At 70.6% G+C, this 26496-nt stretch carries 22 protein-coding genes and 1 tRNA gene; 12 read left to right on the forward strand and 11 right to left on the reverse strand.

What is annotated here, in order from left to right; translation table 11 throughout:
* The 3 genes from ACFQQJ_RS13075 to ACFQQJ_RS13085 form a co-directional block, all read left to right on the forward strand.
* Nucleotides 1–221: transposase (locus tag ACFQQJ_RS13075; RefSeq protein WP_377107066.1), on the forward strand; the 221-nt coding region annotated here is incomplete at its 5' end.
* A 112-nt stretch (nucleotides 222–333) separates the two neighbouring features.
* Nucleotides 334–1365, forward strand: a complete 1032-nt coding sequence (locus ACFQQJ_RS13080) for a C-terminal helicase domain-containing protein (protein ID WP_377107067.1) — start codon at nucleotides 334–336, stop codon at nucleotides 1363–1365.
* Nucleotides 1366–1666: 301 nt separating this feature from the next.
* Nucleotides 1667–1873: a helix-turn-helix domain-containing protein gene (locus tag ACFQQJ_RS13085; RefSeq protein ID WP_377107068.1), complete on the forward strand. Its 207-nt coding sequence runs from the start codon at nucleotides 1667–1669 to the stop codon at nucleotides 1871–1873.
* A gap of 152 nt (nucleotides 1874–2025) precedes the next feature.
* Here ACFQQJ_RS13085 and ACFQQJ_RS13090 read toward each other — a convergent pair whose 3' ends face one another.
* The 4 genes from ACFQQJ_RS13090 to ACFQQJ_RS13105 form a co-directional block, all read right to left on the reverse strand.
* On the reverse strand, nucleotides 2026–2910 hold the full coding sequence (locus ACFQQJ_RS13090) for a hypothetical protein (RefSeq protein ID WP_377107070.1): 885 nt from the start codon (nucleotides 2908–2910) through the stop codon (nucleotides 2026–2028).
* Between the two features lie 36 nt (nucleotides 2911–2946).
* Complete coding sequence (locus ACFQQJ_RS13095; protein WP_377107071.1) at nucleotides 2947–4260, reverse strand: AAA family ATPase; 1314 nt, start codon at nucleotides 4258–4260, stop codon at nucleotides 2947–2949.
* A gap of 131 nt (nucleotides 4261–4391) precedes the next feature.
* Entirely contained in the window at nucleotides 4392–5552 is a 1161-nt protein-coding gene (locus ACFQQJ_RS13100; protein ID WP_377107073.1) for a tyrosine-type recombinase/integrase, read from the reverse strand.
* Between the two features lie 130 nt (nucleotides 5553–5682).
* Nucleotides 5683–5759: transfer RNA gene (locus ACFQQJ_RS13105), tRNA-Ile, on the reverse strand.
* 30 nt (nucleotides 5760–5789) lie between these two features.
* Here ACFQQJ_RS13105 and ACFQQJ_RS13110 point away from each other — a divergent pair.
* Together ACFQQJ_RS13110 and ACFQQJ_RS13115 are read left to right on the forward strand one after the other, a co-directional pair.
* Nucleotides 5790–6161, forward strand: a complete 372-nt coding sequence (locus tag ACFQQJ_RS13110) for a hypothetical protein (RefSeq protein ID WP_377107074.1) — start codon at nucleotides 5790–5792, stop codon at nucleotides 6159–6161.
* Nucleotides 6158–6397, forward strand: coding sequence for a hypothetical protein (locus ACFQQJ_RS13115; protein WP_377107075.1), 240 nt, complete (start codon nucleotides 6158–6160; stop codon nucleotides 6395–6397). The genes ACFQQJ_RS13110 and ACFQQJ_RS13115 overlap by 4 nt, the downstream gene beginning before the upstream one ends.
* 43 nt (nucleotides 6398–6440) lie before the next feature.
* Here ACFQQJ_RS13115 and treS read toward each other — a convergent pair whose 3' ends face one another.
* Nucleotides 6441–8648, reverse strand: coding sequence for a maltose alpha-D-glucosyltransferase (gene treS / locus ACFQQJ_RS13120; RefSeq protein WP_377107076.1), 2208 nt, complete (start codon nucleotides 8646–8648; stop codon nucleotides 6441–6443).
* Between the two features lie 92 nt (nucleotides 8649–8740).
* A complete protein-coding gene (locus ACFQQJ_RS13125; RefSeq protein WP_377107077.1) occupies nucleotides 8741–10879 on the reverse strand; it encodes a glycoside hydrolase family 3 C-terminal domain-containing protein in 2139 nt (712 codons plus the stop codon).
* 123 nt (nucleotides 10880–11002) lie between these two features.
* Between ACFQQJ_RS13125 and ACFQQJ_RS13130 the strand changes: the two genes are divergently transcribed.
* Together ACFQQJ_RS13130 and ACFQQJ_RS13135 are read left to right on the forward strand one after the other, a co-directional pair.
* Nucleotides 11003–12007 (forward strand): NAD-dependent epimerase/dehydratase family protein, encoded by a 1005-nt coding sequence (locus tag ACFQQJ_RS13130; RefSeq protein ID WP_377107079.1) that lies wholly within the window; start codon nucleotides 11003–11005, stop codon nucleotides 12005–12007.
* Between the two features lie 71 nt (nucleotides 12008–12078).
* Complete coding sequence (locus ACFQQJ_RS13135; protein WP_377107081.1) at nucleotides 12079–12660, forward strand: GNAT family N-acetyltransferase; 582 nt, start codon at nucleotides 12079–12081, stop codon at nucleotides 12658–12660.
* 56 nt (nucleotides 12661–12716) lie between these two features.
* On the opposite strand, the gene ACFQQJ_RS13140 is transcribed toward ACFQQJ_RS13135, so the two are convergent.
* Together ACFQQJ_RS13140 and ACFQQJ_RS13145 are read right to left on the reverse strand one after the other, a co-directional pair.
* Complete coding sequence (locus tag ACFQQJ_RS13140) at nucleotides 12717–13775, reverse strand: META domain-containing protein (RefSeq protein WP_377107082.1); 1059 nt, start codon at nucleotides 13773–13775, stop codon at nucleotides 12717–12719.
* A gap of 204 nt (nucleotides 13776–13979) precedes the next feature.
* Nucleotides 13980–16502, reverse strand: a complete 2523-nt coding sequence (locus ACFQQJ_RS13145) for a LuxR C-terminal-related transcriptional regulator (protein ID WP_377107084.1) — start codon at nucleotides 16500–16502, stop codon at nucleotides 13980–13982.
* A 157-nt stretch (nucleotides 16503–16659) separates the two neighbouring features.
* Between ACFQQJ_RS13145 and ACFQQJ_RS13150 the strand changes: the two genes are divergently transcribed.
* From ACFQQJ_RS13150 to ACFQQJ_RS13165, 4 genes are read left to right on the forward strand one after another with little or no spacing between them, the layout of a single operon-like run.
* Nucleotides 16660–17046, forward strand: coding sequence for an SHOCT domain-containing protein (locus tag ACFQQJ_RS13150; RefSeq protein ID WP_377107086.1), 387 nt, complete (start codon nucleotides 16660–16662; stop codon nucleotides 17044–17046).
* Between the two features lie 15 nt (nucleotides 17047–17061).
* A complete protein-coding gene (locus ACFQQJ_RS13155; RefSeq protein ID WP_377107087.1) occupies nucleotides 17062–18966 on the forward strand; it encodes an alkyl/aryl-sulfatase in 1905 nt (634 codons plus the stop codon).
* A gap of 14 nt (nucleotides 18967–18980) precedes the next feature.
* Nucleotides 18981–20663, forward strand: coding sequence for a SulP family inorganic anion transporter (locus tag ACFQQJ_RS13160; RefSeq protein ID WP_377107088.1), 1683 nt, complete (start codon nucleotides 18981–18983; stop codon nucleotides 20661–20663).
* Nucleotides 20660–21709, forward strand: a complete 1050-nt coding sequence (locus ACFQQJ_RS13165; RefSeq protein ID WP_377107090.1) for a DUF389 domain-containing protein — start codon at nucleotides 20660–20662, stop codon at nucleotides 21707–21709. Before ACFQQJ_RS13160 ends, ACFQQJ_RS13165 begins: the two co-directional genes overlap by 4 nt.
* 90 nt (nucleotides 21710–21799) lie before the next feature.
* Here ACFQQJ_RS13165 and ACFQQJ_RS13170 read toward each other — a convergent pair whose 3' ends face one another.
* Both ACFQQJ_RS13170 and ACFQQJ_RS13175 read right to left on the reverse strand, forming a co-directional pair.
* Entirely contained in the window at nucleotides 21800–21985 is a 186-nt protein-coding gene (locus ACFQQJ_RS13170) for a hypothetical protein (RefSeq protein ID WP_377107092.1), read from the reverse strand.
* An 80-nt stretch (nucleotides 21986–22065) separates the two neighbouring features.
* Complete coding sequence (locus ACFQQJ_RS13175; protein WP_377107093.1) at nucleotides 22066–22707, reverse strand: DUF6803 family protein; 642 nt, start codon at nucleotides 22705–22707, stop codon at nucleotides 22066–22068.
* 186 nt (nucleotides 22708–22893) lie between these two features.
* On the opposite strand from ACFQQJ_RS13175, the gene ACFQQJ_RS13180 reads away from it, so the two are divergent.
* Nucleotides 22894–25023, forward strand: a complete 2130-nt coding sequence (locus ACFQQJ_RS13180) for a heavy metal translocating P-type ATPase (RefSeq protein WP_377107095.1) — start codon at nucleotides 22894–22896, stop codon at nucleotides 25021–25023.
* On the opposite strand, the gene ACFQQJ_RS13185 is transcribed toward ACFQQJ_RS13180, so the two are convergent.
* The gene (locus ACFQQJ_RS13185; protein WP_377107096.1) at nucleotides 25020–26480 is read right to left on the reverse strand and encodes a multicopper oxidase family protein; all 1461 of its coding nucleotides are present in this window, start codon (nucleotides 26478–26480) and stop codon (nucleotides 25020–25022) included. The two genes, ACFQQJ_RS13180 and ACFQQJ_RS13185, sit on opposite strands and share 4 nt — an antisense overlap.
* Between the last annotated feature and the right edge of the window lie 16 nt (nucleotides 26481–26496).

Genomic DNA, 26496 nt, shown 5'->3' on the forward strand with positions numbered 1-26496 from the left:
GCCCCTGGCAGCGAGGCACCAACGAGAACACCAACGGGCTCCTGCGTCAGTACTTCCCCAAAGGCACCGACCTGTCCCGCTGGAGCGCCGAGGAGATCACCGCCGTCGCCGTAGCCCTCAACAACCGGCCACGCAAGACACTCGGCTGGAAGACCCCCGCCGAAGTACTCAACGACCACCTACTCTTGCTCCAACAAGGCGGTGTTGCGACGATCGGTTGAATCCGCCCCGGTCGGAAGCCGCGACTGGGTGAAGAACGGCGACCGTTGGCGGGTCGCGTCCGTCGCAGCGGATGGCAGTCTCCGCGTCCAGAGCTTGCGCTCGAAGCACGCCGTGACGCTGCCCGCCGACTACGTGAGGACGTGGGTCGACCTCGGCTACGCGACGACGATCCACGGCGCCCAGGGGCTCACCGCCGACACCATGCATGGCCTGGCGACGGGGGAGGAGTCGCGAGAGCAGCTGTACACGATGCTGACCCGCGGACGGCGGGCCAACCATCTCTACCTGCAGGTGGTCGGCGACGGCGATTCGCACGGACTGGCACACACCGACTCGGTGTACCTGCTCACCGGCGTCGAGCGGCTCGAGCGCATCCTTGCCCACGGCGACGCGCCGGTTTCCGCCAGCACGGAGTTGCGCGAGCAGGACAGCCCGGCACGGCTGCTCGCTCCGGCCGTGGCCCGCTACACCGATGCGCTTGCCGTCGCGGCCGAGCAAGTCGTCGGGGCGGACGCCGTCCGGCGACTCGACGTCGAAGCCGACCAGATCGTGTTGTGGCTGACCGAGTGCTCGGCGTGGGAGACACTCCGCGCAGACCTCCTCAGCTTGGCCGCGGACGGCCACGACCCAGTGGCGCTGCTACGGCAGGCCGCGAACCTGGACGAACTCGACACGGCCCGCGACCCCGCCGCCTTACTGGACTCTCGGCTCCAGCTTCTGGTGCCCGAGAAGGCGCCTGGGCCGTTGCCGTGGCTGCGCGGCATCCCGTCCCGGGTGGCAGAGGACGAGGTGTGGGGTCCCTACCTGCAGGCCCGAGCTGACAGGATCGACAGCCTGGCAGACGGTCTGCGGAGGGAGGTCCGCTCCCACCACCTCCCCCCGAGCTGGCTAGGGCCGACGTCACTCACGCCTCGGATGTTCGAGAACGGAGTCCTGGTCGGCGATATCACCGTGTGGCGTGCGGTGATGGAGATCCCAGATTCCGACGCCCGTGCACCGGAGCACCAGCCATGGGGGACGCGGCGGCCCGCTGGCAGCACGACCTGGACACGCGGCTCGACCGAGCGCTGGGCACAGGGGAGTGGGGTCGGCGTCTCCCGACGCTCGACCCGGCACTCGCGCACGACCCGGAACGGCTCGTGATCGCGCGTCGGCTGCACGGGCTCGCAGAGAAGGGCGTCGACGTAGCTGAGGTTGTCGACCGCGCGCTCGGGGAGGGGCCGCTGCCGAACGAGCGCCCCGCCTCAGCCCTCTGGTGGCGCGTCGCCGGGATCGCCAGGGTCTGGCAAGGCTGGCCGCCGTCGCCACGGACCGAGGATGTGTGGGAGACCGTCACGCCGACACCCCGACGACGCCCGGAGCAGCAACACCTGCCCGGGTACGGCCACGACCGCCACGGGCCCAGCATCGGCTTTTGAATACCACCTACCGAGAAGGAGTAAGCATGTCCGCCATAGAGAGCACCAAGCCCGGCGCCTTCATTTCCCTGGCCACTGCCGCCGACATGCTGGGGATCAGCGTCCATACCCTGCGCCGCAGGATCGCCGCGGGCGAATTGCCCGCCTATCGCTCCGGCCGCCGAATCATCCGGGTCCGAATCAACGATCTCGACAAGATGCTTCGGCGGATCCCGTCAACTCACGGCTATTGAGCCGATTCTGGCGGAAGTGAGTCAAGCAGGCTGGCTTCATCTCCGATCCGGAATCGTCTTCTCGCTTCCCACTGCGGGCTCGGAGGAAGCTCACTCTCAATTCCCCAGATTCATGCGTCGTTGATGGCGGCCGCTTCCCATATGTGATCTCCCTAGAGGGTCCTCAGGACGCGCAGGCCTGCCCAACCCTCAAAGCGCCGGATCCGATCGACCACGGGCCATCCATTGGCGAGCGAAACATCCGCACCCACACGCACCAGCCGTTCCATCTCGGTGCGGGTGATGCTTGATCCCTGACGATTGAATCGAGCGACGAGGGCCGCCTCTAGGTCGTGGCCATTGCAGAGTCGCATCCGTCCGCAGGACGCGCACGCACTCACAGAGTGGCGCTTGCAGGCTGAGCCCCATCTTGCGACGGCGGCATTGGCAACCAGCGCAACTTGGCCAGTTGTCCAGCCGAGCTTCTCACCCAAACGTGCGGCGATGTCTGGGATGCGAAGGTCACTCGTCCCCTGCGCCCACTCCTCAAACCGGGGAAGGTCCTCGAGCGCGAAACGCCGCTTCTTTCCTGTCGTGACGTCCCTTATGCCCAATGGTAGCTGCAGAAGGCGTGCTTCGTCTTTAGTCGCATTGAATCGGCACGCAACTTCGGTGCTTACCACCAACTCCTTCTTGATGGCCTTGACCACAGATTCATGGTCGAGGCCCGACGAGAAACAATCTAGGGCGGCACGCTTTGCGCCGTCGAGGTGGAATAGCAGGTCACACTCGAGGTCGCGATGGCTCGTAATTATCAGGTTGGGTAAGCCTTTAACTGGGGTGTTATCTTCGTTGTCGCAATCGACCAGGAAGAGGACGCGGCGCTCGTGGGCAGAACCGAGGTTTTGGTGCGCTCCCACGACAAGCGACTTTCCTCCAAGCGCCTGGATGTGGACCCCAGGGTTTACCAGCGGGCGCAGCGCCCTCACATCGGAGGGGCCCTCCACGACGAGGATGACCCCGTCGGCGGGCGATGTTGTCACGAGCATGCGGAGCATCTGAGCGGCTCCAGTTGGGGTGTAATTCACGGACAGCTACTGCCTTAGGTCGTCGAGTGATCGCTCCATCTCAGGATGAGATGCAAGAATCATTGGCGAATGAGTTGCCATCAAGAACTGAAGCGAAGAGCGTGCGCCCATGTCAATCAAGTGACCAAGTAGCTGGTCTTGCCATCGGATGTGCAGAGAAATCTCTGGTTCGTCGATGATCACCAAGGTCCCAGGTTCAGTTTCGAACAGTATCTTGTGTGCCAGGACGACCATTTGCTGCTCGCCGGAGCTCAGTTGGTTGGCCCTTATTCGGGAGTCACCAACATGGAATCCGAGGCCATCCTCGCGCATCAGTGAGACGGCCTTCCCAACGAACATGGCGTCTAGGAACTCTTTGAAGGCCGTCAAGCGATCAGCCAAGTCATCGAGACCCTCGAGTTTTGCTTGCGTACTCTTCAAGAACGAAGAGACGACAGTAAGCAAGTGCTGGTTCTCTTCGTGAAGAGGCAACGCCATGCCGACGGTCGCATCACGATCAAGCAGGCCGACGTTCCGCATCCGCTCTCGTTGCGCGTTGACGGCATCGGCAAGTTGCGCGACGGTTTCCCTCTCCGGGGGCGCTTTTTTCAACTCTGCGATGACTGCCGATGGAAATTCTCTGTCGATTCTCTGGGACGCCCGGGCGTACTGCATGTCGGCCCGGTTAATCCGCTCAGCAATATCGATCGACACTGCCTCTACGGCGCGGCCGACCCGGCCCCGCCGCATGCGCCACGGGGAGTGTCGATCCCTTGGGTTAGGGCGAGGTTCCTCTATGAGGAGTCGCTGGTCCGTGATGAATGCCACGGGAAAGATCCCCTGGAGTTCGGGATACCAACGAGGCGGGTCCATCCGTGCATCGGCTGGCGTGAGCTCCCGTAAAGCTCGTCTCATCTCAGACATCTCTGCCGGCGAGGCGGTGTCGGGTAACCACTCGAAGAGCTGTTCGGCCGCCCGCTCGCCGTCATATCCTGCCTCGGCGAGTGCATCCCGAGCCCACGGGCTGAGTGCCTCGAGAGCCGCTGAGTGAGTGACGTTCGTCGAATGTCTTCCCCACGCCAAGCGGCCGCTGCTTCCGTGCTTGGTGAACTCCAGTGCGGGAGAGTCGGAGAAGGTAAGCGTTAGCTTGCTGATCGGTGCGTTGCGGAGTGTTTCGAACTCGCCCGCAGCGACCGCCCATACCATCCGCAGGATGGTTGACTTCCCCGTCCCGTTGCCGCCAGTGAGTACTGTGCATGATTCGTCGAACGACAGTTCGAGTGTGTCCTGACGCCCGAAGAGTCCCGAGACGCTCAGCGAAACCAGTCGATTGGTGGGCATGAGCGGACCTTAGCGTTGTTATCAGCGGATTGGGCGCAATGCCCCTGATGTGGGGCATGTCACTTGCGGATCGGTTGAATGGCGATGCCCCAGACCGAGGGTGAGGGTGGGCGGATGCCAAGTGACGAAGCCTAGTTGCTGACCAGCTTCGAGAGGCTCTCGGCGATCGACTGATCCCTGCCTTTGGCGGTGTGCTGGTAGAGCAACGCAGCGTTAGCCGTGGAATGCCCGAGTCGCGCCTGGAGGTCGGCCAGCGTCGCGCCCTGCTGGGCGGCCATCACGGCACCGGTGTGGCGGAGGTCGTGGAATCTGAGGTCCGAGCGCCCGGCGATCTCCGCAGCCTTCTTGAAGTAGCTCGTGATCGTCGAGGGCCACTGCTGGCGCCCGTTGGCGGCGGGGAACAGCAGGCCCTCCTGGCCGGGCGCCGCGTAGGTCTCGAGATGCTCCTGGATGACCGGGATCAGGTGCGGCGGGATCGCCACGTCGCGGATGCCGGCCTCCGACTTGGGCGGCTCGACCTGGATCTTGCGGTTCACCCACACCACGCCGCGGCGCACCTGGATCACGCCGGTCCAGCGTCCGCTCACGTGGCGCAGCTTGATGTCCTTGCGGCGCAGCTCGGCGATCTCGCCGTAGCGCAGCGCGCACCAGGACGCGAGCAGCACCATCAGCTTCCACTTCTCTGGCATGTTCTCGACGATGACGTCGAGTTCCTCGATCGAGGCAGGCTCGAGCCGGCGCCGCTTCGGCTGGTAGCCGGCGCCGCGGATGTGCACCGGGCTGGCCTCGACCAGATCCTCGTCGACCGCGCTGTTCATGATCGCCCGCAGCAGCCCGTACGCCTTCGAGTTCGCCCGCGGGGTCTCGCTGTTGCCCTCCAGTGTGTCCTCGTACCATCGGCGCACCGCGCCCTTCGTGATGTCGCGTAGCCGCATCCGTCCGAACGTCGGCACCAGGTGATGCTCCAGCGTGGCCTCGTAGTTGGCCCTGGTGGACGCGCGCAGCGGCTCGCCCTTGTCGGTCCGGCGCTTCGCGATCCACTTCTTCGCATAGGTCTCGAAGTCCGGCGTCGTCGCCACCGCACGGGCCTTCTCCGCCCGGTGCCTCGGGGGAGACCACTCGTTGGCCTCGATGAGCTTGCGCTCCTCGTGGAGCCAGCCCTCGGCGTCGATCTTCGCCTGGAAGGTGGTCGGCGCGACATGCCTCAGGAGGTCCGGGCCCGTGTAGACGGCCTGGTGACGACCCGAAGCGAGCTTGCGGATCGACCCGAACTCGCGGCGTTCACGGCCCATCGGAGGCTCCGATCCCTATTGCACGACGTACGCATATCGTGCAATAGGAGGGGTCGCAAGTGCAACCTCCTGGCCTGTTGCGGCCAACCCGTCCAAGAGTAAGATACCTAGTGAACGAGCAGTAATATGCTGGTGGGGCGGGTGGGGCTCGAACCCACGACCCAGGGATTATGAGTCCCCTGCTCTGACCGGCTGAGCTACCGCCCCTGAGCGTCCGGATCAACGTAGCGACTCGCGGTGAGCACTGTCCAAGTCGCCGTCACGCGGGAGCCGGTACGGTTGCGGGACACGCACCCGAGGAGCGCCGCCACGATGGACCTGACCCAGATCGCCGTGTGGGCGGCGACAGTCGCCGGTCTGGCCGGGCTCGCGGCCGCGTTCTACCGCTCCGATCGCCTGGGCGTGAGGCTGGGGGCGCTCGGCGCCTTCGCGGTGTTCTACTTCGCGGTGCTGCTGTGGACGCCCACCGATCCGGTGTGGTTCAACCTGACGACGGTGTCGATCCTCCTCATCGCGTTCGGATCGAGGATGAGGAAGCCGGCGTCCACCAGCGAGACGGACGCAACGCCGGGCGACGGCCGGGCAGACGAGGAAGGGACGGGACGATGAGCGACGACACCACGACCGACTGGGAGCAGCCGGAGTTCGAGGACACCCTCGAGGCGACCGCGGTCGAGCTGATCACCGCGGTGGTGCAACAGGTGTTCACCGACCTGGACCCGGTCGCTCTGGTCGAGGCGGAGGCGTCGCACCTGACACCCGAGGAGCGCGCGGCTGTGGCCGCGCTCATCGACAACGCCGTGGTGGAGCTCGAGGTCGACTTCACCGGGCACGACCACGACTGACTGACCGCCGGCCTGGCCACGTCCGGACGTCCGGCGAGCCCGCTCAGCGCACGATCATCGCGAGCCCGGCGAACGGCGCCAGCTCGACGGTGAAGCCACCCAGGTCGTCGACATCGCTCACCTTGCGCCGGGTGGCCAGGTCGGTGACGCGTCCGGACGGGATGTGCTCGGACTGCACGCGACCGGTGATCTTGTCCGGTCCGAAGTTCAGGGCGGTGATCTGCACCGCGCCCGACTCCAGCTGGTTCACCAGCACGAGCATGCTCTTCCGCGGCACGTCCGGCACGTCCAGCAGCTTCGCGGTGGCGATGCCGCTGCGCTTGCGCACCTTCAGGATCTCGGCCAGCCGGGACGCGAACGAGTTCGGGCTCTCCAGTTGTTCGGGCAGGGACCCGTACAGCGACGTCGCCAGCGGCATGCCGGACGCCGACTTCTTCGCCTCCGGCGCCTTCCCCATCAGGTCGTAGGCGCCGCGCTCGATCCAGCGGGTGTCGCCGGTGCTGATCAGCGCCTTCACCTTGCTGCGGTCCAGCGGCAGCGCGCCCACCAGGTCCCACCCCGACAGGGCGAACACGCCGGGCTGCCACGCGTTGTACATGCACAGCAGCAGGTGCGCGTTCATGATCCGGCGCACGTCGGCGTCGGTGATCGCGTCGAGGTCGGTGATGCCCAGGCTCGCGGTGATCACGGACGCCGTGGTGCACGCGATGCCGTTCTGCACGAACAGCGCGTTGTAGGGGCCGGCGTCGCCGGTCAGCTTGAGCCGCAGCGTCTCGCGGACGTACTCGGCCAACTCGCCGCCGGTGGTCTCGCCGCCGGCCAGCTCGTAGGTGTCGTCCCGGTGCGGGCCGGCGAAGTGCACCAGCTCGTAGGTGAGCTCGTCGTGGTTCTGCATCGCGTGCACGAGGGACGCCTGGTCGACGCCGATCCGCTTCGCCTCGCGCAGCGCCAGGCGCAGGAACTCGGTGTCGCCCGTGGCCAGCGCAAACTGGTAGGCCGGCCGCGTCACGAAGTCGTAGGACAGGTCGGGACCGACCGCGCCGGTGCTCTTGATGTCGTCCATCGAGAGGTTCAGTTCCTGGAACGTGAAGCCGCCCACCTTGCGCACCATCGAGCCGATCAGCTGGTTGGCCGCCTGCGACAGCGGGTGGCCCTCCGACCAGCCCGGGCCCGAGTCGAGCGCCTTCTCGACGCCGAGGAACCCGTTGGCGTCCAGCCGCAGCCCGCCCGAGCCGAGGTCGAGCAGGCTGTGCAGCGCGTCGCCCATCACCATCCGCATGCCGGCGAAGGTCGGGTCCAGCCAGTTGATGGTCGGCTGCCCCTCCTTGAAGTAGTGCAGGTACACCCAGCGGCGCAGCCGTCCCTTGTAGTCCCACACCGGACGCGTCGCCGACCAGTTGGTCTCCTTGACACCCGGCTCGTAGAAGATCACCCGCTGCAACGCGCCGATGATGTAGCCGGCCTCGGCCAGGCGCCGCTCGGCCTCGGGGTCGAGGTTCACCGAGTCCTGGCCCTCCGGCACCTCCGGCAGCAGGTCCCACGCCTCCTCCGGGATGTCGATCATGTGGTAGATGCCGGGGTAGTCGAGGTAGTTCAGCTCGGCCAGCCGGAAGTCCGCGCCCTTGCCGGTGTGGCCCGGGACGATGTCGTCGATGATCGTGCCGTGCCGCCGGGCGGCGTTCGCGCACATCGCGCGGAACTCCTCCTCGGTGCCGAACACCGGGTCGAGCTGCATCGAGATCCGGTCGAAATGGCCGTCGACGCTGGGGGTCGGGTCCCAGCCGGAGATGCCACCGGCAAGCTTCAGCGGGCCGGTGTGCACGGCCTCGATGCCGATCTTCGCGAACGCCGCCCACAGTTCCTCGTCGCCCAGCGCACCGATGAACGACTGCCCGGGCTGGGTGATCTGCGACAGCGGGTAGGCGGTGAACCACACCGAGGCCTGGCGGACGGCCGCGCGCGGGTCGGGCGAGGCGTACGGGGCCGCCCACATGGCGTGGTGGCCGGCGAGCTGGCGTCCGAGCACCGTCGCGTCCCGCAGCATCGACTGCTGCTCCAGCCAGGAGACGTAGGCCGGGTTCCGCCCGTCCGGCTCGAAGGGGGGCGCGAGCGGGCCCACCTCCGCGGCCTCCCTGCGCTTGGCCTTGGGACGCAACCGCGCGGGGCGCGCGGCGTACGGCGCAGGCTCCAGCAGGAACTCGACGGTGGTGTCCTCGTCCGGCGTGTCGGGGCGGTCCTGGTCGACGCTCATTGCTGCAACCTAGCGCCCCTGACCGCATGGGACGAGGGGGCGCCACCGGTTCGCACCGCCCCGGGAGCCGGGACGGCGCGGCCGGAGCCCGCTCAGGACACCGTCACCGTCGCGACCTCGGTGGCGTCGGCACTGGAGGTGCCGACGTAGACGGCGAAGCGGCCGCGCGGCACGACGAACGCCCGCTCGGCGTCCGACCACACCGAGAGCGGGTGGTTCGTGGCCGAGGGGTCGATCGTGAGGACGACCCGTGAGGTCTGGGACGGTGCGAGGAAGACCTTCGCGAAGCCGACGAGGCGCCGGGGCGGCTGTCCGGGAGAGGGGACGCCGAGGTAGACCTGCACGACCTCCGCGCCGGCCCTCTCGCCCGTGTTGGTCACCGAGGCCTCGACGACGACCGGGACGCTGCCGTCGTTCGCCGTGCCGGAGACCGTCACGTCGGCCACCGAGAAGGTGGTGTAGGACAGCCCGTACCCGAACGGGAACAGCGGCTCGATTCCCTGGGCCTGGTGCCACCGGTAGCCGATCTCGCGTCCCTCGGAGTAGGTGATGGTGGGGAAGCCCTCGCCGGCGTCCACGCCGGGGTACCGCTCGGGCCGGCCCGCGTGGAGGGTGTCGTCCTCGCTCCGCGGGTAGGTGGTCGGCAGCTTGCCCGACGGGTTGACCACGCCGAACAGCAGGTCGGCGACGACGTGGCCGTCCTCCGCGCCCTGGTTCCACGCCTCCAGCACCGCCGGTGCGCGGTCCAGCCACGGCATGAGCACCGGGCTGGCGTCCTTGAGCACGACGACGGTCCGCCCGACGCGGCCCAGCAGCGCAGAGACCATGGCGTCCTGGTCGTCGGCCATGGCGATGGAGGGACGGTCGGCTCCCTCGGTCGCCACCACGCCGGCCATGATGATGACCGTGTCCGCCGTCGAGGCGGCGGCGACGGCCGCGTCCAGGTTCGACAGGTCACGGGCGACGGTGAACGTCTCGACCGTGGCGGCCGAGCCGAGGCCGGCCAGCACGTCGCGCATGCCGTCGACCGGCGACACGGTGTAGAGCGGTGTGACCTTGGACGACCCGCCGCCGCCCTGGCAGGCGTCGTCGACGAAGTCCTTCTGGCCGACGATCAGGATGCGGCCGGCGGACGCGGCGTCCAGCGGCAGCAGCCCGCCCTCGTTCTTGAGCAGGACCGCGGACTCCTCGCCGATCCGCCGGGAGCGTGCGCCGTTCGCGGCGGCGTCGATCGCGACGGGCGCGTAGGGACGTTCGAACTGCCCGAAGCGGAACATCTGGGTGAAGCGGCGCACGAGGGCGCGGTCGACCGTCCCGATCTCCAGGCTGGTGTCGGCGAGGGCGGCCTTCACGTTGGCCTCGTTCAGCCACTTGGCGTCCGGCATCTCGTGGTCCATGCCCGCGGTGAGGGACGCCGCGCAGGAGCGGCACGACCAGAAGTCGCTCTGCACGTACCCCTCGAAGCCCCACTCGCGGCGCAGCACGTCGTTGAGGGTGTAGCGGTTCTCGGTCGCGTACACCCCGCGCACGCGGTTGTAGGAGCTCATGACCGCGGCGATGTCCGCGTCCTTCACCAGCATCTCGAAGGGGAGCAGGTAGAGCTCGCGCAGCACCCCCTCCTCGACCTCGACGTTGGTCCGGAACCGCTCGTGCTCCTGGTCGTTGACGACGAAGTGCTTGGCCATGGCGATGACGCCGTGCGCCTGGATCGCCCGCGTGACCTGCACGCCCATCACCCCGGAGAGGTAGGGGTCCTCGGAGAAGTACTCGAAGTTGCGCCCGGCGATCGCGGTCCGGTGCAGGCAGACGCCGGGTCCCTCCAGCACGTGCTGGCCGAGCGCCGCAGCCTCCTCGCCGATGATGTCGCCGTAGGCCGTGGCCAGGGCCGGGTCGAAGCTCGCGGCCAGCGCGATCGTCATCGGCAGGGCCGTCGCCGGCGGAGACGGCGTCCCGTCGCCCATGCCGACACCGACCGGGCCGTTCGTGATCCGGAACCTCGGGATGCCGAGGGCCTCGTCACCGCGCACGTGGCGCTCGATCCGGATCTGGGCCGCGAGCTGGTCCATCTCCTCCGCGGTCGTCGCCTGTGAGGCCAGCCCGTAGATGTCGATGGTCTCCATCGCACCGTGCAACTGCTCGATCTTCTGCTCCAGCGTCATCGCCGCCACGAGGCTCGTCGCGCGCTCGCGGGACGGGAGGCTGGGATCGAGCCAGCGACGGTCGGTGTTCATGGTGACTCCTGGATCGGCGGACGGTGCGACCAGCATCGCGCGCCCCTCGCCCGGAACTCCACGTGTTGCCAGTGCTTGCCTCGGGCGCGGGAGTCGGGCGAGGCCGGTGTGAGAGGGTGGCGCATGGACGTGTTGATGCTCGGGGGTACCGGTGCCATCTCCCACTCGGTCGCGGTCGCCGCGCTCGGACGGGGCGATCGGGTCACCCTGGTGACCCGGGGCCGGTCCGCCACCCACGCGGTTCCCGAAGGCGCCCAGGTGGTCACGGCTGACGCCCGCGACCGTTCCGCGCTCCGCGCGGCCCTGGGCGCGCGCAGCTTCGACAGCGTGATCGACTTCGTCGCGTTCACGCCCGCGCATGTCGCGGACGACATCGAGACGTTCTCCGGCCGCACCGGCCAGTTCGTGTTCATCTCGTCCGCCTCGGCCTACGCCAAGCCGGTGCCCAGGCTGCCGATCACCGAGTCGACGCCGCTGCGCAACCCGTTCTGGCAGTACTCGCGGGACAAGATCGCCGCGGAGGAGGTTCTGGTCGGTGCCTTCCGGGAGCACGCCTTCCCGATGACGATCGTGCGACCGTCGCACACCTACGATCGGACGAAGGTCCCGATCGGGGACTGGACCGTGGTGGAGCGGATGCGGGCCGGGAAGCCGGTCGTGGTGCCCGGCGACGGCACGTCACTGTGGACGTTGACCCACGCGTCCGACCTGGCGCGGGCCTTCGTGCACCTGCTGGGCCGCGAGGACGTCCTCGGGGAGGCCTTCCACATCACCCGCGACGACGCGATGCCCTGGGACGCCATCTACCGGACCATCGGCCACGCCGCCGGCGTCGAGCCGGACCTCGTCCACGTGCCCAGCGACCTGATCGCCCGGATCGACCCGGAGAGCGGGCCCGGGCTCCTGGGCGACAAGAGCCACTCGGTGGTGTTCGACAACACCAAGATCCGGCGGGTCGCCCCCGGCTGGGAACCACGGGTGACCCTGGCCGAGGGGGCGCGGGAGCTGGTCGAGTGGTTCGACGCCGATCCGGCCAGGCGGCGCCACGACGCCCACACCGACCGGGTGCACGACCTCGCGGCCAGGTTCGTGCGCTCCGAGGTGGGGTCCGTCATCGCGACGCCGTGAGCGCGTCCGGCAACGGCCCGCTGCGCCCGGGGGCGGACGGTCCGGAAGCCCCGCCGGTCGGCTCGTCGGCGATGAGAGTCGTGGAAACGGTCGTCGGCCGGTTCTTCCCGCTCGCCTTCCGCGACGACGACGGCGCCGACGGGTTCGAGCTGTGGCGTTTGCCCAACGATCCGGCCAGCCCGCACGTCGCGGCTGTCAGGGATCTCTTCCTCGAGACCTTCGGGATGTCGCCGCAGAGGTTCGATGCCTTCATCGAGCCCGAGGAGGGGACGCACCGCCGGCTGATCGTGGCGGCACGCAAGCAGATCATCTGCGGCGGCATCCTCTACCTGATGGCGGACAACAGCGTCCGGCCTCCTGAAAGGGCGGTGGACGGCGGTTACATCAGCTACATCGCGACCAGGAAGAAGGTGAGGGCGCAGGGGGCCGGCCGTGCGCTGCTCGCGCTGGCGGATGCGGACTTCATCGTCAACAACCACACCGTCTCGCGGCTGGTCCGCCTCGACCCCCGGCACACCGCCTTCTTCGAGGCGGCGGGCTACCGCCGCACGGAGGGCGGGAGCTACGGCGACATGCACAAGAGCCTTGACCTGTCTCCGGCATCGCGCGCAGCGGCGCAGGCCTCACTGGACGGTCTGCTGACCCTGTACTGAACCCGCGCGCAGCCGACGGTGGAGCGCTGCGCCGGGACCTGCGCGGGACGCGTGGCTCAGCGGTACTGGAGCGTCCCGGCGTCCGCCAGCGCGAGGCCGAGCTGCTCGCCGGTGATGCGGAAGCCGGCCGCGTTGCTGATCGCGGTGAGGTACAGGTCGCCGTAGGAGCCCTCCTCGCAGGCCCCCAGCGTCGCCGGCCCCGGCTCGAGGGCCAGGTCTCCGCTCGCCTCCGACGGGTTCACGGGCGTGTACGTGCCGCTGACGGTGTTGCAGTCGGCCTGGGCGGTGAACGTGCCGTCGGCCCGGAACTGGAGCGTGTAGCCGGCTTGCTGTTCGGCGGGCACGCTGCCTTCGAACACCGGCACCCGGAGCGCGAAGGCCGTGAGCCGCCACTCCCGGCCGACAAGTGTCGGGCCGGCCGGCGCGCTCGGTGTCGGGGACGGCTCCGGCGGCTCGGTGGGCGTCGGCTGCGGCGGTGGGGCCGATGTCGTCGCGCTCGGTGGCGGTGTCGGGCGGGACGGCGACGCGCTCGCCGACGGCCTGGCCGTGACGGTCGCCGTCGCCGTCGCGGTGGCGGTGGCCGTCGCGGTGGCGGTCGCCGTCGTGGTCGTCGTCACCGTCGCCGTCGGCACCGGGGTCGGGGTGGGCGTGTCCTCCCCGCCCTCCGCCGGTGTGGCCGTCGGCGGGGCGATCGAGGTGTAGTCCAGGCGCCCGCCGTCGCCGAGCGCGAGGCTCAGCCCGGTGGAGGCGACGTTCCAGTTGCGCACCTGTCCCAGCAGGCCCGCGTAGAGGATGTCGAAGGACATCTCGCCGCAGGAGGCCATCGTGACGGGGCCGGGCGTCAGCGTGAGGCGGTCGGATCCGCGGGCCTCCCACGCGCCGCCGAGCTGATTGCAGTCGGCACGCGACGCGAAGGTCGCGTCTTCCTCGAACCGGATGGTGTAGCGGGACTGCGCGTCCTGCGGCACGGTCCAGTTCCAGGCCGGGTTGCCCTCGCCGCCGGAGACCAGGTACCACGTCGTGCCGGTGAGGTCCTGGGTGCCCGGGCTCGCGCACGCGGTCAGGAAGGTGCCGCCCAGGGCGAGCAGCACGGCCACGATGACTGCTCTGCGCACAGCATCCCCCTCTGTCAGTCAGGCGCGCGCGACGCACGTCGAGTACCCACTGTCGCAGGTTCGGCCGTCTCCGGCATCACCCGGCGCGGGTGAGCCGCACGGAAGGTCTTCCTGACCGTCCTGGTGTCCGGGCGGCGCTCGTGGACACCGGCACGGTCGCCCACCTCGTCAAGCAGCCGACGTCGGGCGTCCCCACGAGCGTCCTCACGGCCGGACGGGTCGGCGCAGGGCCGCGACCGCCTCCCGTCGGTTCGCCACCCCGAGCTTGCGGTAGACCGACTTCAGGTGGGTCTTCAGCGTGTTCGTCGTGATGTGCAGCTCCGCGGCGATCTCCTCGGTCGTCATCGTGGTCGGCAGCTGGCTGAGGATCTGCCGCTCCCGGGCGGTGAGCACCCCGACGGCGTGGTCGCCGGTGCCGCCGGCACGCCTGGCCAGGCAGGTCGCGACCAGCTCCTCGTGGTGGGTTCCCCACGCCGGGTGCTCGGCCAGCAGTCCGGTCAGGTCCGGGTCGCGGAGCAGGAAGGGACGCACCAGTTCCTCCGGCGCGCAGGCGGCGAGCGCCTGCTCGACCAGGTCGTGGGCGCGGTCCCGCTCCCCGCGGCGGTGCGCGGCGAGCGCCTCGATCACGACCGCCCCGGCGCGCAGGTAGCGGGGCAGCTCGCCCCCCAGCCCCGCGGTGAGGGCGAGGGCCTTGGCCGCCTCCCCGCACTGCCAGTACACCTGCGCGGCCAGCACGTTGGCGGCGGGGAGCTGCGGGTCACCGGTGATCACCTCGTCCAGCAGCCCGGCGGCCACCTCCGGACGGCCCTGGACCATCGCCAGGCCGGCGCGTGCCACGCCCTTGTACACCGGCCACGGGAGCCCCTGGATCGTGGTGTCGGCGACGAGGTCGAGCTCGGGGCGCGCGCGCTCGATGCGGGCCGGGTCTGCGGTGTCCACCGCGGCGTCGGCGAGCCAGCAGCGGGCGAGGTCGGCGTAGGAGACCAGGCCGCCGCCCTGGTCGGCGGCGCGCTGGAAGGCGTCGGTCGCGGCCACGGCGTCGCCGGTCCAGAAGCGGATCCAGCCGGTCGTGAACCACTCGATGGCGCCGTCGGCACGTCGCCAGGCGGCTGTTCCCTGTTCCGGCGCGGCTGTGCCCATGTGCGCCTGCGCGCCACGGAAGTCCCCGCCGAACGCCAGCGCGAACGACTCGTTGGCCCGCGCACGCCCGGCGAGGTCGTCGAGGCCCTCGGCGCGACAGGACGCGGTCGCCTCCCTGAGCACCGGGATGGCGCTGCGGGGATTCCGCAGGCGCAGCTCCGTCCAGCCGACCAGGAGCAGCGCGCACGCCCGCAACGGCCCGCTCACCCCGGGGATGTCGGCCAGCAGGCTGCGCGCCCTCGCCGCCTCGGCGGCCAGCTCGGCGCCGGTGTCGATGACGAACATCCGGGCCAGCGACAGCGTGAGGTCCACCATCCCCGGCTCGGCGCCGGCGGGGACGGTGTCCCTGACCCGGCGGGCGAGCTCTCCTGCCCGCTCCGGCTCGCCGGAGTTGCGCAGGCACGCGGCGCGGATCGCCAGGATCTCTGGATCGTCGGAGTACGGCACGGGCAGCCGTCCGCACAGTTCCTCCACGAGGGCCGAATCCCCGCGAAGCACCGCGGCCAGCCACTGGGAGCGCACCAGGGCGGAGGCCAGCGCGGGGTCGCGGGCCTTGAGGGCGTGGCCGGCCGCCTCCACCGGGTCGGTCGAGGCCAGCGCCTGCGCGGCCCGTCCCTCCAGCGCTCGCAGGCGGTGGGGATCGCGGCGCTGCAGCAACGCGCGCCCGGACGCGGCCATCAGGGGGTGCCAGCGGTACACCGGCTCCGAAGCCGGTGACTCCCGTCTCTCGATGGGCAGGCCGGCCGCGACCGCACCCTCGAGCAGCGCGGCCCCGTCGGAGCGGTCGAGCAACTCGTCGGCGAGGGTGGCGGTCAGCCAGTCGCACACGCACGCCTGCAGGACGAACTCCGCCAGCGTGTGCGGGAGCTCGGCGAGGACGCTCTCGAAGAGGTACTCCGGCAGGTTCGGGATCTGGCTGGACGGCACCAGGTCGACCGGCAGCTCGTTGGGCGACGCCGCCATGAGGGCCAGGCGTACGGCCACCGGCCAGCCCCCGGTCAGCGTCTGGAGGGCCGCCGCCTGGTCGGTGCTGAGCGGGGCCCCGAGCGTGCGTCCCACCTCCTGCACCTCTTCAGGGGTGAACGACAGGTCGCCCGCGTCCAGCACCGCCACCTCGCCCCCGGCCAGCAGCCGGGGGAGTCCGATGCCGGGATCACTGCGTCCGGCGAGGACGAGGTGGATGCCGTGGGGTGGGTCCTCCACGAACGGACGCAGCACGGCGCGGGCCGCCATCGCGCCGGCGAAGTGGATGTCGTCCACGACCAACACCCCGTGCGGGCCCCTCACCGACCGCGCGAGCTCTGCGACCGCGGCGGCCAGGCCCCTGGCGAGGTGCTCGGGGTGGTGGTCGGGCTCGGTCAGGGTCAGCCAGGCCACGGCGCGGTCCTCGCCGCCCGCCCAGGCGGTCAGGGCGCTGGTCTTGCCGTACCCGGCGGGCGCGAGCAGGACGCAGACCCGCTGCCCGTTCACCGCCCGGTTCAGCCGAGCGCGCAAGCCGTCACGGTCGACGTCCCGGCTCCCCGGGGTCGGCCGGGTGACCAGGTACGCGGGGACACCGGGCGCGACCGCTGCGCGGGCGGATTGCATGGCCCGACCCTACTGCCCGGCCCCTCGGGGTGACGGCGGAGCCGAATGCCGGAGATCACCCTCGAGGGGTGATGCGGCACGACCCGGGCGGGAGCATCCTGATCGGCGCCCGTGACATCCGCGGGCAGCCGCCCCGCGGGCGGTCCGAACGAGAGTGATGAGCGTTATGACCTTCTGGGAATTCTTCTGGCTGATGCTGTGGGCCTTCGTGTTCATCTCCTACCTGATGGTGCTGTTCCAGGTCGTGGTCGACATCTTCCGCGACCGGGAACTCAACGGCTGGGCGCGCGTGGTGTGGATCGTGGCCCTGTTCATCGCCCCGCCGTTGACCGCTCTGGTCTACCTGATCGCCCGCGGACGCGGCATGGCGGGCCGCCAGCAGTCGGCGGTCGCAGCGTCGCAGTCGGCGGCGGAGGACTACATCCGTTCCGTGGCGGGCCAGCCCGACCCGGCATCGCAGATCGAGCGGGCCCAGGCCCTCCTCGACAAGGGTGCGATCACCGCGGCCGAGTACGAGCGGCTCAAGGCCAAGGCGCTCGCCTGACGGCGGGGACGCATCGTGACCCAGACTCCGGAGGCCGGACCCGGTCCCGCCTCGGCGACCATCGTCGCCCAGCACGCGCACCTGCTCGAGACGCTGCCGTTCGCCGACCGGCAGGACTTCGAGGACGCCCACCGCGGCTTCATCGCCGCGCTCGAGCCCGCCGTCGTCCGTGACGCGGACGGACGGGTCGTCTGGGACAACGACTCCTACGCGTTCCTGGCCGGCGACGCGCCGGAGACCGTCAACCCCAGCCTGTGGCGCCAGTCGCAGCTCAACGCGATCCAGGGCCTGTTCGAGGTCGTGCCCGGGCTGTACCAGGTGCGGGGGCTGGACCTGTCGGTGATGTCGTTCGTCGAGGGGGAGCGCGGCGTGGTCGTCATCGACCCGCTGATCTCCGTCGAGACGGCCGCCGCCGGGCTGGGCCTGTACCGCGCGCATCGGGGCGAGCGTCCGGTGACCGGGCTCGTGTACACCCACAGCCACGCCGACCACTTCGGCGGCGCGCGCGGCGTCCTGGGGCAGGAACGGGTCGACTCGGGCGAGGTGCCGGTGATCGCCCCTGCCGGCTTCACAGAGCACGCCGTGGCCGAGAACGTCTTCGCGGGGACGGCGATGTCGCGCCGGGCCGGCTACATGTACGGCGCGGCCCTCGACCGTGGTCCGCTGGGCCAGGTCGGGGCCGGTCTCGGGCAGACCACCTCCGTGGGCTCGGTGACGCTGATCCCGCCGACGGTGCACGTCACGACGACGGGCCAGGAGGTCGTCGTGGACGGCGTCCGGATGGTGTTCCAGCTGGCCCCCGGCTCGGAGGCGCCGGCCGAGATGCACTTCCTGCTGCCAGACCTGCGGGCGCTGTGCATGGCGGAGAACGCCACCCACGTGCTCCACAACATCCTGACCATCCGGGGCGCCCTGGTGCGCGACCCGCACGCCTGGGCCCGCTACCTCACCGACGCGATCGAGCTGTTCGGCGAGCAGACCGACGTCGTGTTCGCGTCCCATCACTGGCCCACCTGGGGGCACGAGCGCGCGATCCGCTTTCTCGTCGAGCAGCGCGACCTCTACGCCTACCTGCACGACCAGACGCTGCGGATGATGAACCAGGGCCTGACCGGCATCGAGATCGCCGAGGCGATCACCATGCCGCCGGCCCTGGAGAACGCCTGGCACGCGCGGGGCTACTACGGGTCGGTGAGCCACAACGTGAAGGCCATCTACCAGCGCTACATGGGCTGGTACGACGGCAACCCGGCGAACCTGTGGAAGCACCCGCCGGCCGAGGTCGGGCGCCGCTACGTCGACTTCATGGGCGGGGCGGACGCGGTGGTCGCGAAGGCGTCCGACTCGTTCGCCGCCGGCGACTTCCGCTGGGTGGCAGAGGTGGTCAGCCACGTGGTGTTCGCCGAGCCCGGCCACGAGGCGGCGCGCACGCTGCTCGCCGACACCTTCGAGCAGCTGGGCTACGGCGCAGAGAACGGCACCTGGCGCTGCGCCTACCTCTCGGCGGCGCACGAGCTGCGGCACGGCGGCTTCGGCACGCCGGTGAGCGCGGCCGCGTCGGACCTGTTCGCCCAGTTGACGCCGGAGCAATGGCTGGATGCGATGGCGATCCGGGTGGACGGGCCGCGCGCCTGGCACGAGCGCCTGACCATCGACGTCGCGCTGACCGACCTCGGCCAGACCCACCGGATCAGCCTGAGCAACGGGGTGCTGTCGCACACGTCCACTCCCGGACCGCTGCCGGCCGACCTCACGCTGCGGCTCGCGATGCCCGTGCTGGCGGGCCTGCTCTCCGGCGCGCTCGGCCTGGGCGACCTCGGGTCGGCCGGCGTCGAGGTGGCCGGTGACGCGAGCGCGCTGTCGCGGCTGCTGGCCGTGCTGGACGAACCGGATCCCGACTTCGCCATCGTCACTCCCTGACCCGCGGGGCGGGGATGAGCGACCGGTCGCCCGCGCGGCGTTGGCGTGCCGCCCGGGCGGCCGTCCCCGCGCACGACCTGCGGGCCGGCCTGGTGCTGGGACTGGTCAGCGTCCCGGACGGCCTGGCCGCCGGCCTGCTGGCCGGGCTGAACCCGCTGGCCGGGCTGTACGGCTACCTGTTCGGCACGCTGGCCGGGGCGCTGGTGACCAGCTCGGCCATCATGTCCGTCCAGGGGACCGGCGCGATGGCGGTGATCATCTCCGACGTCCCCGGGCTCACCGGGTCGGGGAGTGCGGGCGCGCTGGCCACGCTCGCCGTCCTCACCGGGTTGCTGATGCTGGCCGCCGGCCTGGCCCGGCTGGGGACGCTGGTGCGCTACGTCCCCAACGCCGTGCTCACCGGCTTCGTCAACGCCGTCGCCCTGAACATCGTGATCGGTCAGCTCGCCGGCGCCACGGGGTACGCGTCCGTGGCCTCGAACCGCTTGTTCCGGGCAGCCGACACGCTGGCCAACGTCGCGTCCTTCCACGGGCCGACGGTGGTCGTCGCGGTGGCCACCCTGGTGATGATCGTCGGGTTCGAGCGAACGCGCCTGGGCGCCCTGGGCCTCGTGGTCGCGATCGTCGTGGCCTCGGGGGCGGCAGCCCTGGTGCCCGGACTGGCGGTGCCCGTCCTGGCGGACCTCGCCGAGGTGCCCCGGTCCCTGCCGCTGCCCGTCCTGCCGTCCCTGGCGCAGCTCGCGGAGCTGCTCATCCCGGCGGCCTCGCTGGCGTTCGTCGGGCTCGTACAGGGCGCGGCGATCAGCCAGTCGCTGCCGAACCCGGACGGGACCTACCCCGACCCGTCGCGTGACTTCAGCGGCCAGGGCGTGGCCAGCATCGTCTCCGGGCTGTTCCGGGGCATGCCCGTGGGCGGATCGATGTCGGCGACGTCGCTGGTGGTCGCCGCGGGCGGTCGGGGCCGCGTGGCGAACCTGACCGCCGCGGTGGTGATGACGGTGACGATCCTCGCGCTCGGCGGCGTCGCGGGACACATCGCGATGCCGGCCCTCGCCGCGTTGCTGATGGTGATCGGGCTGCGCACCTTCACGCTCGACCAGGCCGTGATGGTGTGGCGGACCGGACCCACCCAGGCGGTGGTGATGTCGGTCACGTTCCTGCTCACCCTGCTGGTGCCCATGCAGTACGCGGTGCTGGCCGGTGTCGGGATCTCGGTGATCCTGTTCGTCGCGCACCAGTCGAACCGCGTCCGCGTGGTGCGCTGGGAGCTCGACGCACACTCCCACCTGCCCGTCGAGACCGAGCCGCCCGCAGAACTCGCCGGCGGCGACATCGTGGTCCTGACGCCCTACGGCAGCCTGTTCTTCGCCTCGGCCGGGGTCGTCGTCGCGCAGCTGCCGGCGCCCACGGACGCGTCCGCCGGCGGCGTGGTCGTGCTCCGGCTGCGCGGCAAGGAGGACCTCGGCAGCACGTTCATCCGGGCCATGCTGCGCTACCACGACAGCCTGGCCGCGTCCGGCGCCCACCTCGTGCTCACCGGAGTGAGCGCGCGGGTGCTCGACCAGTTGCGCAACACCGGGGCGCTCGGGCACCTTGGCCCCGACCAGGTGTTCGCCGCGGCGCCGCGCCTGGGCGAGTCGCTCCAGGCCGGCCTGCGCCGCGCCCGGGAACTCCAGGGAGAGGAGTCACCACGATGACCAGCACGCCCCCCGCGTCGGAAGCAGCGCCCGGACAGGCCGCCCCGTCCCCGGGTTGGTGGCGGGCAGCGCCTGCCGACGCCGACCGACTGGTGCGGCGACTCTTCCTGACCGAGGGGTCGGACCGGCACATCGGGCTCTCCGCGTTCTGGGTGCTCATCATCCTCGCGGCGGTGATCGCGGGCGCGGGCATCGTCGCCGACTCCACGGCAACGGTGATCGGGGCGATGATCGTCGCACCGCTGATGACGCCGATCCTCGGCACGGCCCTGGCCATCGTGCTCTCGCGCCGGCAGCTGATCGTGGCGAACATCGCGATGGTCGTCACGGGTGCGCTGAGCGTGGTGGCGGTGTCGTTCCTGCTCGGGCTGACGACCCATACGCAGTTGCTCGCCGAGACCAACACCCAGATCGCCGCCCGGGTGAGCCCACGGCTGATCGACCTGGTGGCCGCCCTCGCGACCGGAGCCGTGGGCGCCTTCGCGATGGTGCGCGCCGACGTGTCCGACACCCTCCCCGGTGTGGCGATCGCGATCTCGCTCGTCCCGCCGCTCGCCGTGGTCGGGCTCTCCCTGGAGTCGGGAGCCCCCGAGCAGGCGCTCGGCGCCCTCCTGCTGTTCGGCACCAACGTCGGCGCGATCATCGCCACCGGAACGGCCGTCTTCCTCCTGCACGGGGTCAGGGAGGCGGCGACCGCCGGTGGGACGCCGGTCGGCGAGCTCCGGCTGAGTGCCCTGGTGTCGGTCGCTGCGGCCGTCGTGGTGGTGGCGGTCCCGCTCGGCTGGGGCAGTGCCTTGGTCGTCCAGCAGGAGGTTCTCCTGTCGCGGGCGACCCCGGTCGCCACCGCCTGGGCCGAGTCGCAGGGCTGGCAACTCAGTGACATCACGGTGCGCAACGGCGTGCTGCGGATCACCGCGCTCGGCCCGCCGCCGACCATCCAGGAGGCCGGGCTGAGGGACCGGCTGGACGCGGCCGGGCTGGCCGACGTGGACGCCCGGGTCACGCTCGTGCTGGGCGGGAGCAGGGACCTGCCGTCCCGGCGGTGAGGCTGCCGGCGGATCTCGAACAGGGGTCCCACGGACTCCGGCGAGGGCGGGTCTGGGGCCCGCTCGCCACGTCACCGGTCCGGTCCGGCCTCAGCTGCCGCCGGACCGGGAGGCTCCGTCGTTGCTTGCCGGAGCCGACCCCGCCCCATCGGTGACCTCGACCCACGTCGACTCGCATCCGGGGCACCGCAGCACCGGCGAGCCCTCGTGCACGGCGTCCGTGGTCTCGGTGCCGCACGCGTCGCGGCACGGGTTGCTCACCAGGTGACGGATCATGTCGCCCATTGTCCCTTCCGTTCTCCCGGCCGCCTCACCGGCGGGAGAGCCGTTCCGGGCAGGCCCGGGGCACGCCACGGCTAGTGCTCGTGGATCATCCGGTAGCCGAGGACGGCGGGATCGAGCATCCCGAAGATCATCGCGACGTGGGCGACCACGAGGAAGATCGCGATGAAGGTGGCGTGCCACTTCAGCGCGCTCGCGGGGTCGGTGCCGATCAGGCCGAGTTCGACCAGGGTGATGCCCACCAGCGGAATCACACCTGCCAGGTAGAACATGACAGCGATGACGTCGGCCGGGCCCCGCCAGCCTCCGGTGACGGTGAGCGGGACGACGGCGTTGACCAGGAGGTGAAGGAAGATCGCCAGCATCACCGGTCCGGCGATCAGGCCGGCGATGCGGCTGGTGGTACGCACCCAGGTCGGCGTGGCCGAGCGCGCGAAGAGGATCACCAGTTCGGTGATCGCGAGGGTCTCGGCAAGGACGACAGGGATCGCCATGAACAGCAGCAGGTTGCGCGGCTGGTGCACGGCGAGGAGTTCCATGTAGTGGGTCATGCCCATCGTCATGGTCATGCCGAGGTCGTCGGCCACCAGGTTCGGGCCGAGGAGGGCGGCCAGGCTCAGCACGCCGGTCAGGGCGAGGACGCCGATGGCTGCGGCCGGGCTGGAGAGGGTACGGGCCGGAGCGACGGGCGTCTGCCGGGTGGCGGTGCTGGTCATGGGGTGTCCTGCTTCCTTTCGGGTAGCGCCAGGTGGTTCAAGATTCGGGGACGCAGGCGTCACACCCCGGCCGAATTGGATGAAGTTTCTCTGAAGTTCGCGGTCGGACGGAGTCTGTGGGGAATGCGCCCCTGCCGGCACCGTGTTCGGACAGATACCTACCGGGGGTATCCGAGGAGGATGAAGATGACAGCACACGGCGTCCACGACGGGCATCCGGCTCCTACCGGCACTGTCGAGCACACGGGCCACGGCGAACATGCCGGCGGCTCCGGGCACAGCGGCCACACCGAACACTCCGCATCGGGCGGACACGCCGGGCACGGTGGTCACTCCGGGCACGGCGACCACGTCCAGCGCTTCCGGCGGCTGTTCTGGGTGATGCTGGCTCTCGCTGTCCCCGTCGTCGCGCTGTCGCCGATGTTCGCGATGCTGCTCGGCTACGAGGTGCCGGACGGTGGGTTGATCGCCTGGGTCCCGCCCGTGCTCGGCACGATCCTGTACGCCTGGGGCGGCTCACCGTTCCTCGCCGGGGCCGTCGACGAGCTCCGGTCCCGGCGGCCGGGGATGATGCTGCTGATCGGGCTCGCGATCACCGTCGCGTTCCTGGCCAGCTGGGGCGCCACCCTGGGGCTGCTCAGCCACACGCTCGAGTTCTGGTGGGAGCTGGCCCTGCTGATCGTGATCATGCTGCTGGGCCACTGGCTGGAGATGCGGTCGCTCGCCCGGACCACGAGCGCTCTCGACTCTCTGGCGGCGCTGCTGCCCGACACCGCCGAGGTGGTCCGCGGCGACACGGTGGAGAAGCTCGCACCCGCCGATCTGGTGGTCGGCGACGTGGTGCTGGTCCGGCCCGGTGGCCGCGTTCCGGCCGACGGGCGCATCGTCGAGGGCGAGGCCGAGCTGGACGAGTCGTTGGTCACCGGTGAGTCGCGAACCGTCCGGCGTGCGGTGGGCGATGCCGTGACGGCAGGCACGGTGAGCACCGATTCCGGCCTGCGGATCGAGGTGACCGCCACCGGGGAGGACACGACGCTGGCGGGGATCCGCCGGCTGGTCGAGCAGGCACAGGCCTCCACCTCGCGCGCTCAGCGCCTTGCCGACCGCGCCGCGGCCTGGCTGTTCTGGTTCGCGCTCGCCGCCGCCGCCGTGACCGGGGTCGTGTGGACGCTGCTGGGTCTGCCGGACCAGGCCGTCGTCCGGGTGATCACGGTCCTGGTGATCGCCTGCCCCCACGCGCTCGGCCTGGCGATCCCGCTGGTCGTGGCGATCTCGACCGAACGTGCCGCGCGGGCCGGCGTCCTGGTGAAGGACCGCCTGGCGCTGGAGGCCATGCGCACCGTCACCACGGTCGTGTTCGACAAGACGGGCACCCTGACCAAGGGCCAGCCCGCGGTGGTCACGGTGGACGCGGTGACGGGCACGTCCGCGTCCGAGGTGCTGGCGCTCGCCGCAGCGGCGGAGGCCGACAGCGAGCACCCGCTGGCGCGGGCGATCGTCCGCGCGGCGTCGCAACGCGAGGTCACGGTGCCGTCGGCGAGCGGCTTCGCGTCCCAGCCGGCCCTCGGCGTCCGCGCCGACGTCGACGGCGTGGAGATCCGGGTGGGCGGCCCACGACTGCTCGGCGAGCTCGGGGAGAGCGACCCGTTCGACGCGGCCGAGGGGTCCGGGGCGGGCCTCACCAGGTTGTTCGTGGTCCGCGCGGGCCAGGTGGTGGGAGCGCTCGGCCTGGCGGACGAGGTCCGTCCGGAGTCGGCGCAGGCGGTCGCAGCCCTGCACCGGCTCGGTGTCCGGGTCGCGATGATCACGGGCGACGCCCGTCCGGTCGCCGACCGGGTGGCAGCGGAGCTCGGCATCGACACCGTGCTGGCGGAGGTGCGCCCGGAGGAGAAGTCGGCGAAGGTCGCCGAGCTGCAGGCCGGTGGCCAACGGGTCGCGATGGTCGGCGACGGCGTGAACGACGCCCCGGCACTGGCCCAGGCGGACGTGGGCCTGGCGATCGGTGCCGGCACCGACGTGGCGATCGCCTCGGCCGGGGTCATCCTCGCCGGCGACGACCCGCGCACGGTGGTGTCGGTGATCGAGCTGTCGACGGCCAGCTACCGCAAGATGCTCCAGAACCTGTGGTGGGCTGCCGGCTACAACCTGGTGTCGGTGCCGCTCGCCGCCGGTCTGCTCGCACCCGTCGGCATCACCCTGCCGATGGAGGTGGGTGCGATCCTGATGTCGCTGTCCACCGTCGTGGTGGCGCTCAACGCCCAGTGGCTGCGCCGGCTCGACCTGCGGCCGGGCCGCTCGGAGTCTGCCGGCTCCTAGTACTGCAGCGTGGTCATCATGCCGATCTCCGCGTGGTAGATGTTGTGACAGTGGTAGGCCCACCGGCCGGGATTGTCCGCCTGGAGGTCGGCGGTGACGGTCTGCATGGGAAGCACCAGCACGGTGTCCTTGCGGAGGCCCCCGTTGCCGGGCATCGACCAGGTGTGACCGTGGATGTGCATCGGGTGGGCCATCATGGTCATGTTGGTCATCTGCAGGCGCAGTCGCCGTCCGGCGCTGGTGCGGATCGGGGTGTCGGACCCGAAGGTCGTGCCGTTCATTCCCCACGCGTAGGGCCGCATCTGGCCGTTCAGGGTCACCTGCTCCACCTGGTCGGGTTCGCGCCCGGGCAGCCGTGCCGACTCGGCGGGCATCAGCGTCGCCAGCAGCAGGGGCCCGCTGTCGAGTTCGGACGGGTGCACGTCGGCGGCCGGTCTGGACCCGGCACCGGTGCGAATCAGCGCCAGCCCCTGGCCGTCCTTGCCCTCGGCGTGTGCGACCAGGGGAAACACGCCGTCGCCCAAGGTCACCAGGACGTCCACGCGTTCGCCCTGGGCGAGGTAGAGCGCCCGGGTCTCGACGGGCTGGACCGGGAAGCCGTCGGTGTGGGTGACGGTCATCGCGTGCTCGCCGATCGCGAGCCGGAAGAGGGTGTCGGCGGCGGCGTTGATCAGCCGGATGCGTGCTCGCTGCCCGGGCTTCGCGGTGAGGGTGGACGGCGCGGCCGGGACGCGGCCGTTGATCAGGTAGTGCGGGTATGCGATGTCACCGACGTCTCCCAGGGGCGAGTCGCCCATGCCCCCCATGCCGGACATGTCGTGGTTCATGCCGTCGCTCACCGTCCCGCGTTCGGCTCGGAAGGCGGCGAGGATGTCGTCCGGGCTGGAGCCGACGCCGTCGGTCCAGTCGTCGAGGACGAGCACCCACTCGTGGTCGTACGCGCCGGGCTCGGCCGGATCGTCGATGACCAGCGGGGCGTACAGCCCGCGGTCGATCTGGACGCCGCTGTGCGGGTGGAAGAAGTAGGTGCCGGGGTCGGGCGCGGTGAACGTGTAGGTGTAGTCGGCACCGGCAGCGATCGCGTCCTGGGTGAGGCCGGGGACGCCATCGGCGGCGTTGTGCAGGGCGATGCCGTGCCAGTGCACGCTCGTCTCCACCGGGAGCGCGTTGTGCACTCGCACCTGGACGACGTCGCCGGCCTTCGCCCGCAGCAGCGTCCCCGGCACCCGCCCGTCGTAGCACCACGTGCGGGCGATGATGCCGCCCAGGTCGACCGGTGACTCGCCGGGACGAAGCACCGCCGTCACCGCGGGCCTGCCGAGGGACGGCGTCGGGGGAACGCCGATCGCGCTCGTGGGTGGCGCCGTGGCGGTCGGGGTGCAGCCGCCGAGGAGCGCGGCGGCGCCGAGGCCGAGGCTGCCGGTGAGCAGGTCACGTCGAGTGAGAGGGTGCGGCATGCCGGGCCTTCCTGTT

The organism is Propionicimonas sp. T2.31MG-18, from assembly GCF_964266745.1.
Lineage (GTDB): Bacteria > Actinomycetota > Actinomycetes > Propionibacteriales > Propionibacteriaceae > Propionicimonas.

Coding starts and splice junctions, on each gene's coding strand:
- ACFQQJ_RS13085 (WP_377107068.1), top strand. CDS start 1,667: ATGTCCGCCATAGAGAGCACCAAGCCCGGCGCCTTCATTTCCCTGGCC.
- ACFQQJ_RS13090 (WP_377107070.1), bottom strand. CDS start 2,910: ATGCTCCGCATGCTCGTGACAACATCGCCCGCCGACGGGGTCATCCTC.
- ACFQQJ_RS13095 (WP_377107071.1), bottom strand. CDS start 4,260: ATGCCCACCAATCGACTGGTTTCGCTGAGCGTCTCGGGACTCTTCGGG.
- ACFQQJ_RS13100 (WP_377107073.1), bottom strand. CDS start 5,552: ATGGGCCGTGAACGCCGCGAGTTCGGGTCGATCCGCAAGCTCGCTTCG.
- ACFQQJ_RS13115 (WP_377107075.1), top strand. CDS start 6,158: ATGAGCGACGACACCACGACCGACTGGGAGCAGCCGGAGTTCGAGGAC.
- treS (WP_377107076.1), bottom strand. CDS start 8,648: ATGAGCGTCGACCAGGACCGCCCCGACACGCCGGACGAGGACACCACC.
- ACFQQJ_RS13125 (WP_377107077.1), bottom strand. CDS start 10,879: ATGAACACCGACCGTCGCTGGCTCGATCCCAGCCTCCCGTCCCGCGAG.
- ACFQQJ_RS13130 (WP_377107079.1), top strand. CDS start 11,003: ATGGACGTGTTGATGCTCGGGGGTACCGGTGCCATCTCCCACTCGGTC.
- ACFQQJ_RS13135 (WP_377107081.1), top strand. CDS start 12,079: ATGAGAGTCGTGGAAACGGTCGTCGGCCGGTTCTTCCCGCTCGCCTTC.
- ACFQQJ_RS13145 (WP_377107084.1), bottom strand. CDS start 16,502: ATGCAATCCGCCCGCGCAGCGGTCGCGCCCGGTGTCCCCGCGTACCTG.
- ACFQQJ_RS13150 (WP_377107086.1), top strand. CDS start 16,660: ATGAGCGTTATGACCTTCTGGGAATTCTTCTGGCTGATGCTGTGGGCC.
- ACFQQJ_RS13160 (WP_377107088.1), top strand. CDS start 18,981: ATGAGCGACCGGTCGCCCGCGCGGCGTTGGCGTGCCGCCCGGGCGGCC.
- ACFQQJ_RS13165 (WP_377107090.1), top strand. CDS start 20,660: ATGACCAGCACGCCCCCCGCGTCGGAAGCAGCGCCCGGACAGGCCGCC.
- ACFQQJ_RS13170 (WP_377107092.1), bottom strand. CDS start 21,985: ATGATCCGTCACCTGGTGAGCAACCCGTGCCGCGACGCGTGCGGCACC.
- ACFQQJ_RS13175 (WP_377107093.1), bottom strand. CDS start 22,707: ATGACCAGCACCGCCACCCGGCAGACGCCCGTCGCTCCGGCCCGTACC.
- ACFQQJ_RS13180 (WP_377107095.1), top strand. CDS start 22,894: ATGACAGCACACGGCGTCCACGACGGGCATCCGGCTCCTACCGGCACT.
- ACFQQJ_RS13185 (WP_377107096.1), bottom strand. CDS start 26,480: ATGCCGCACCCTCTCACTCGACGTGACCTGCTCACCGGCAGCCTCGGC.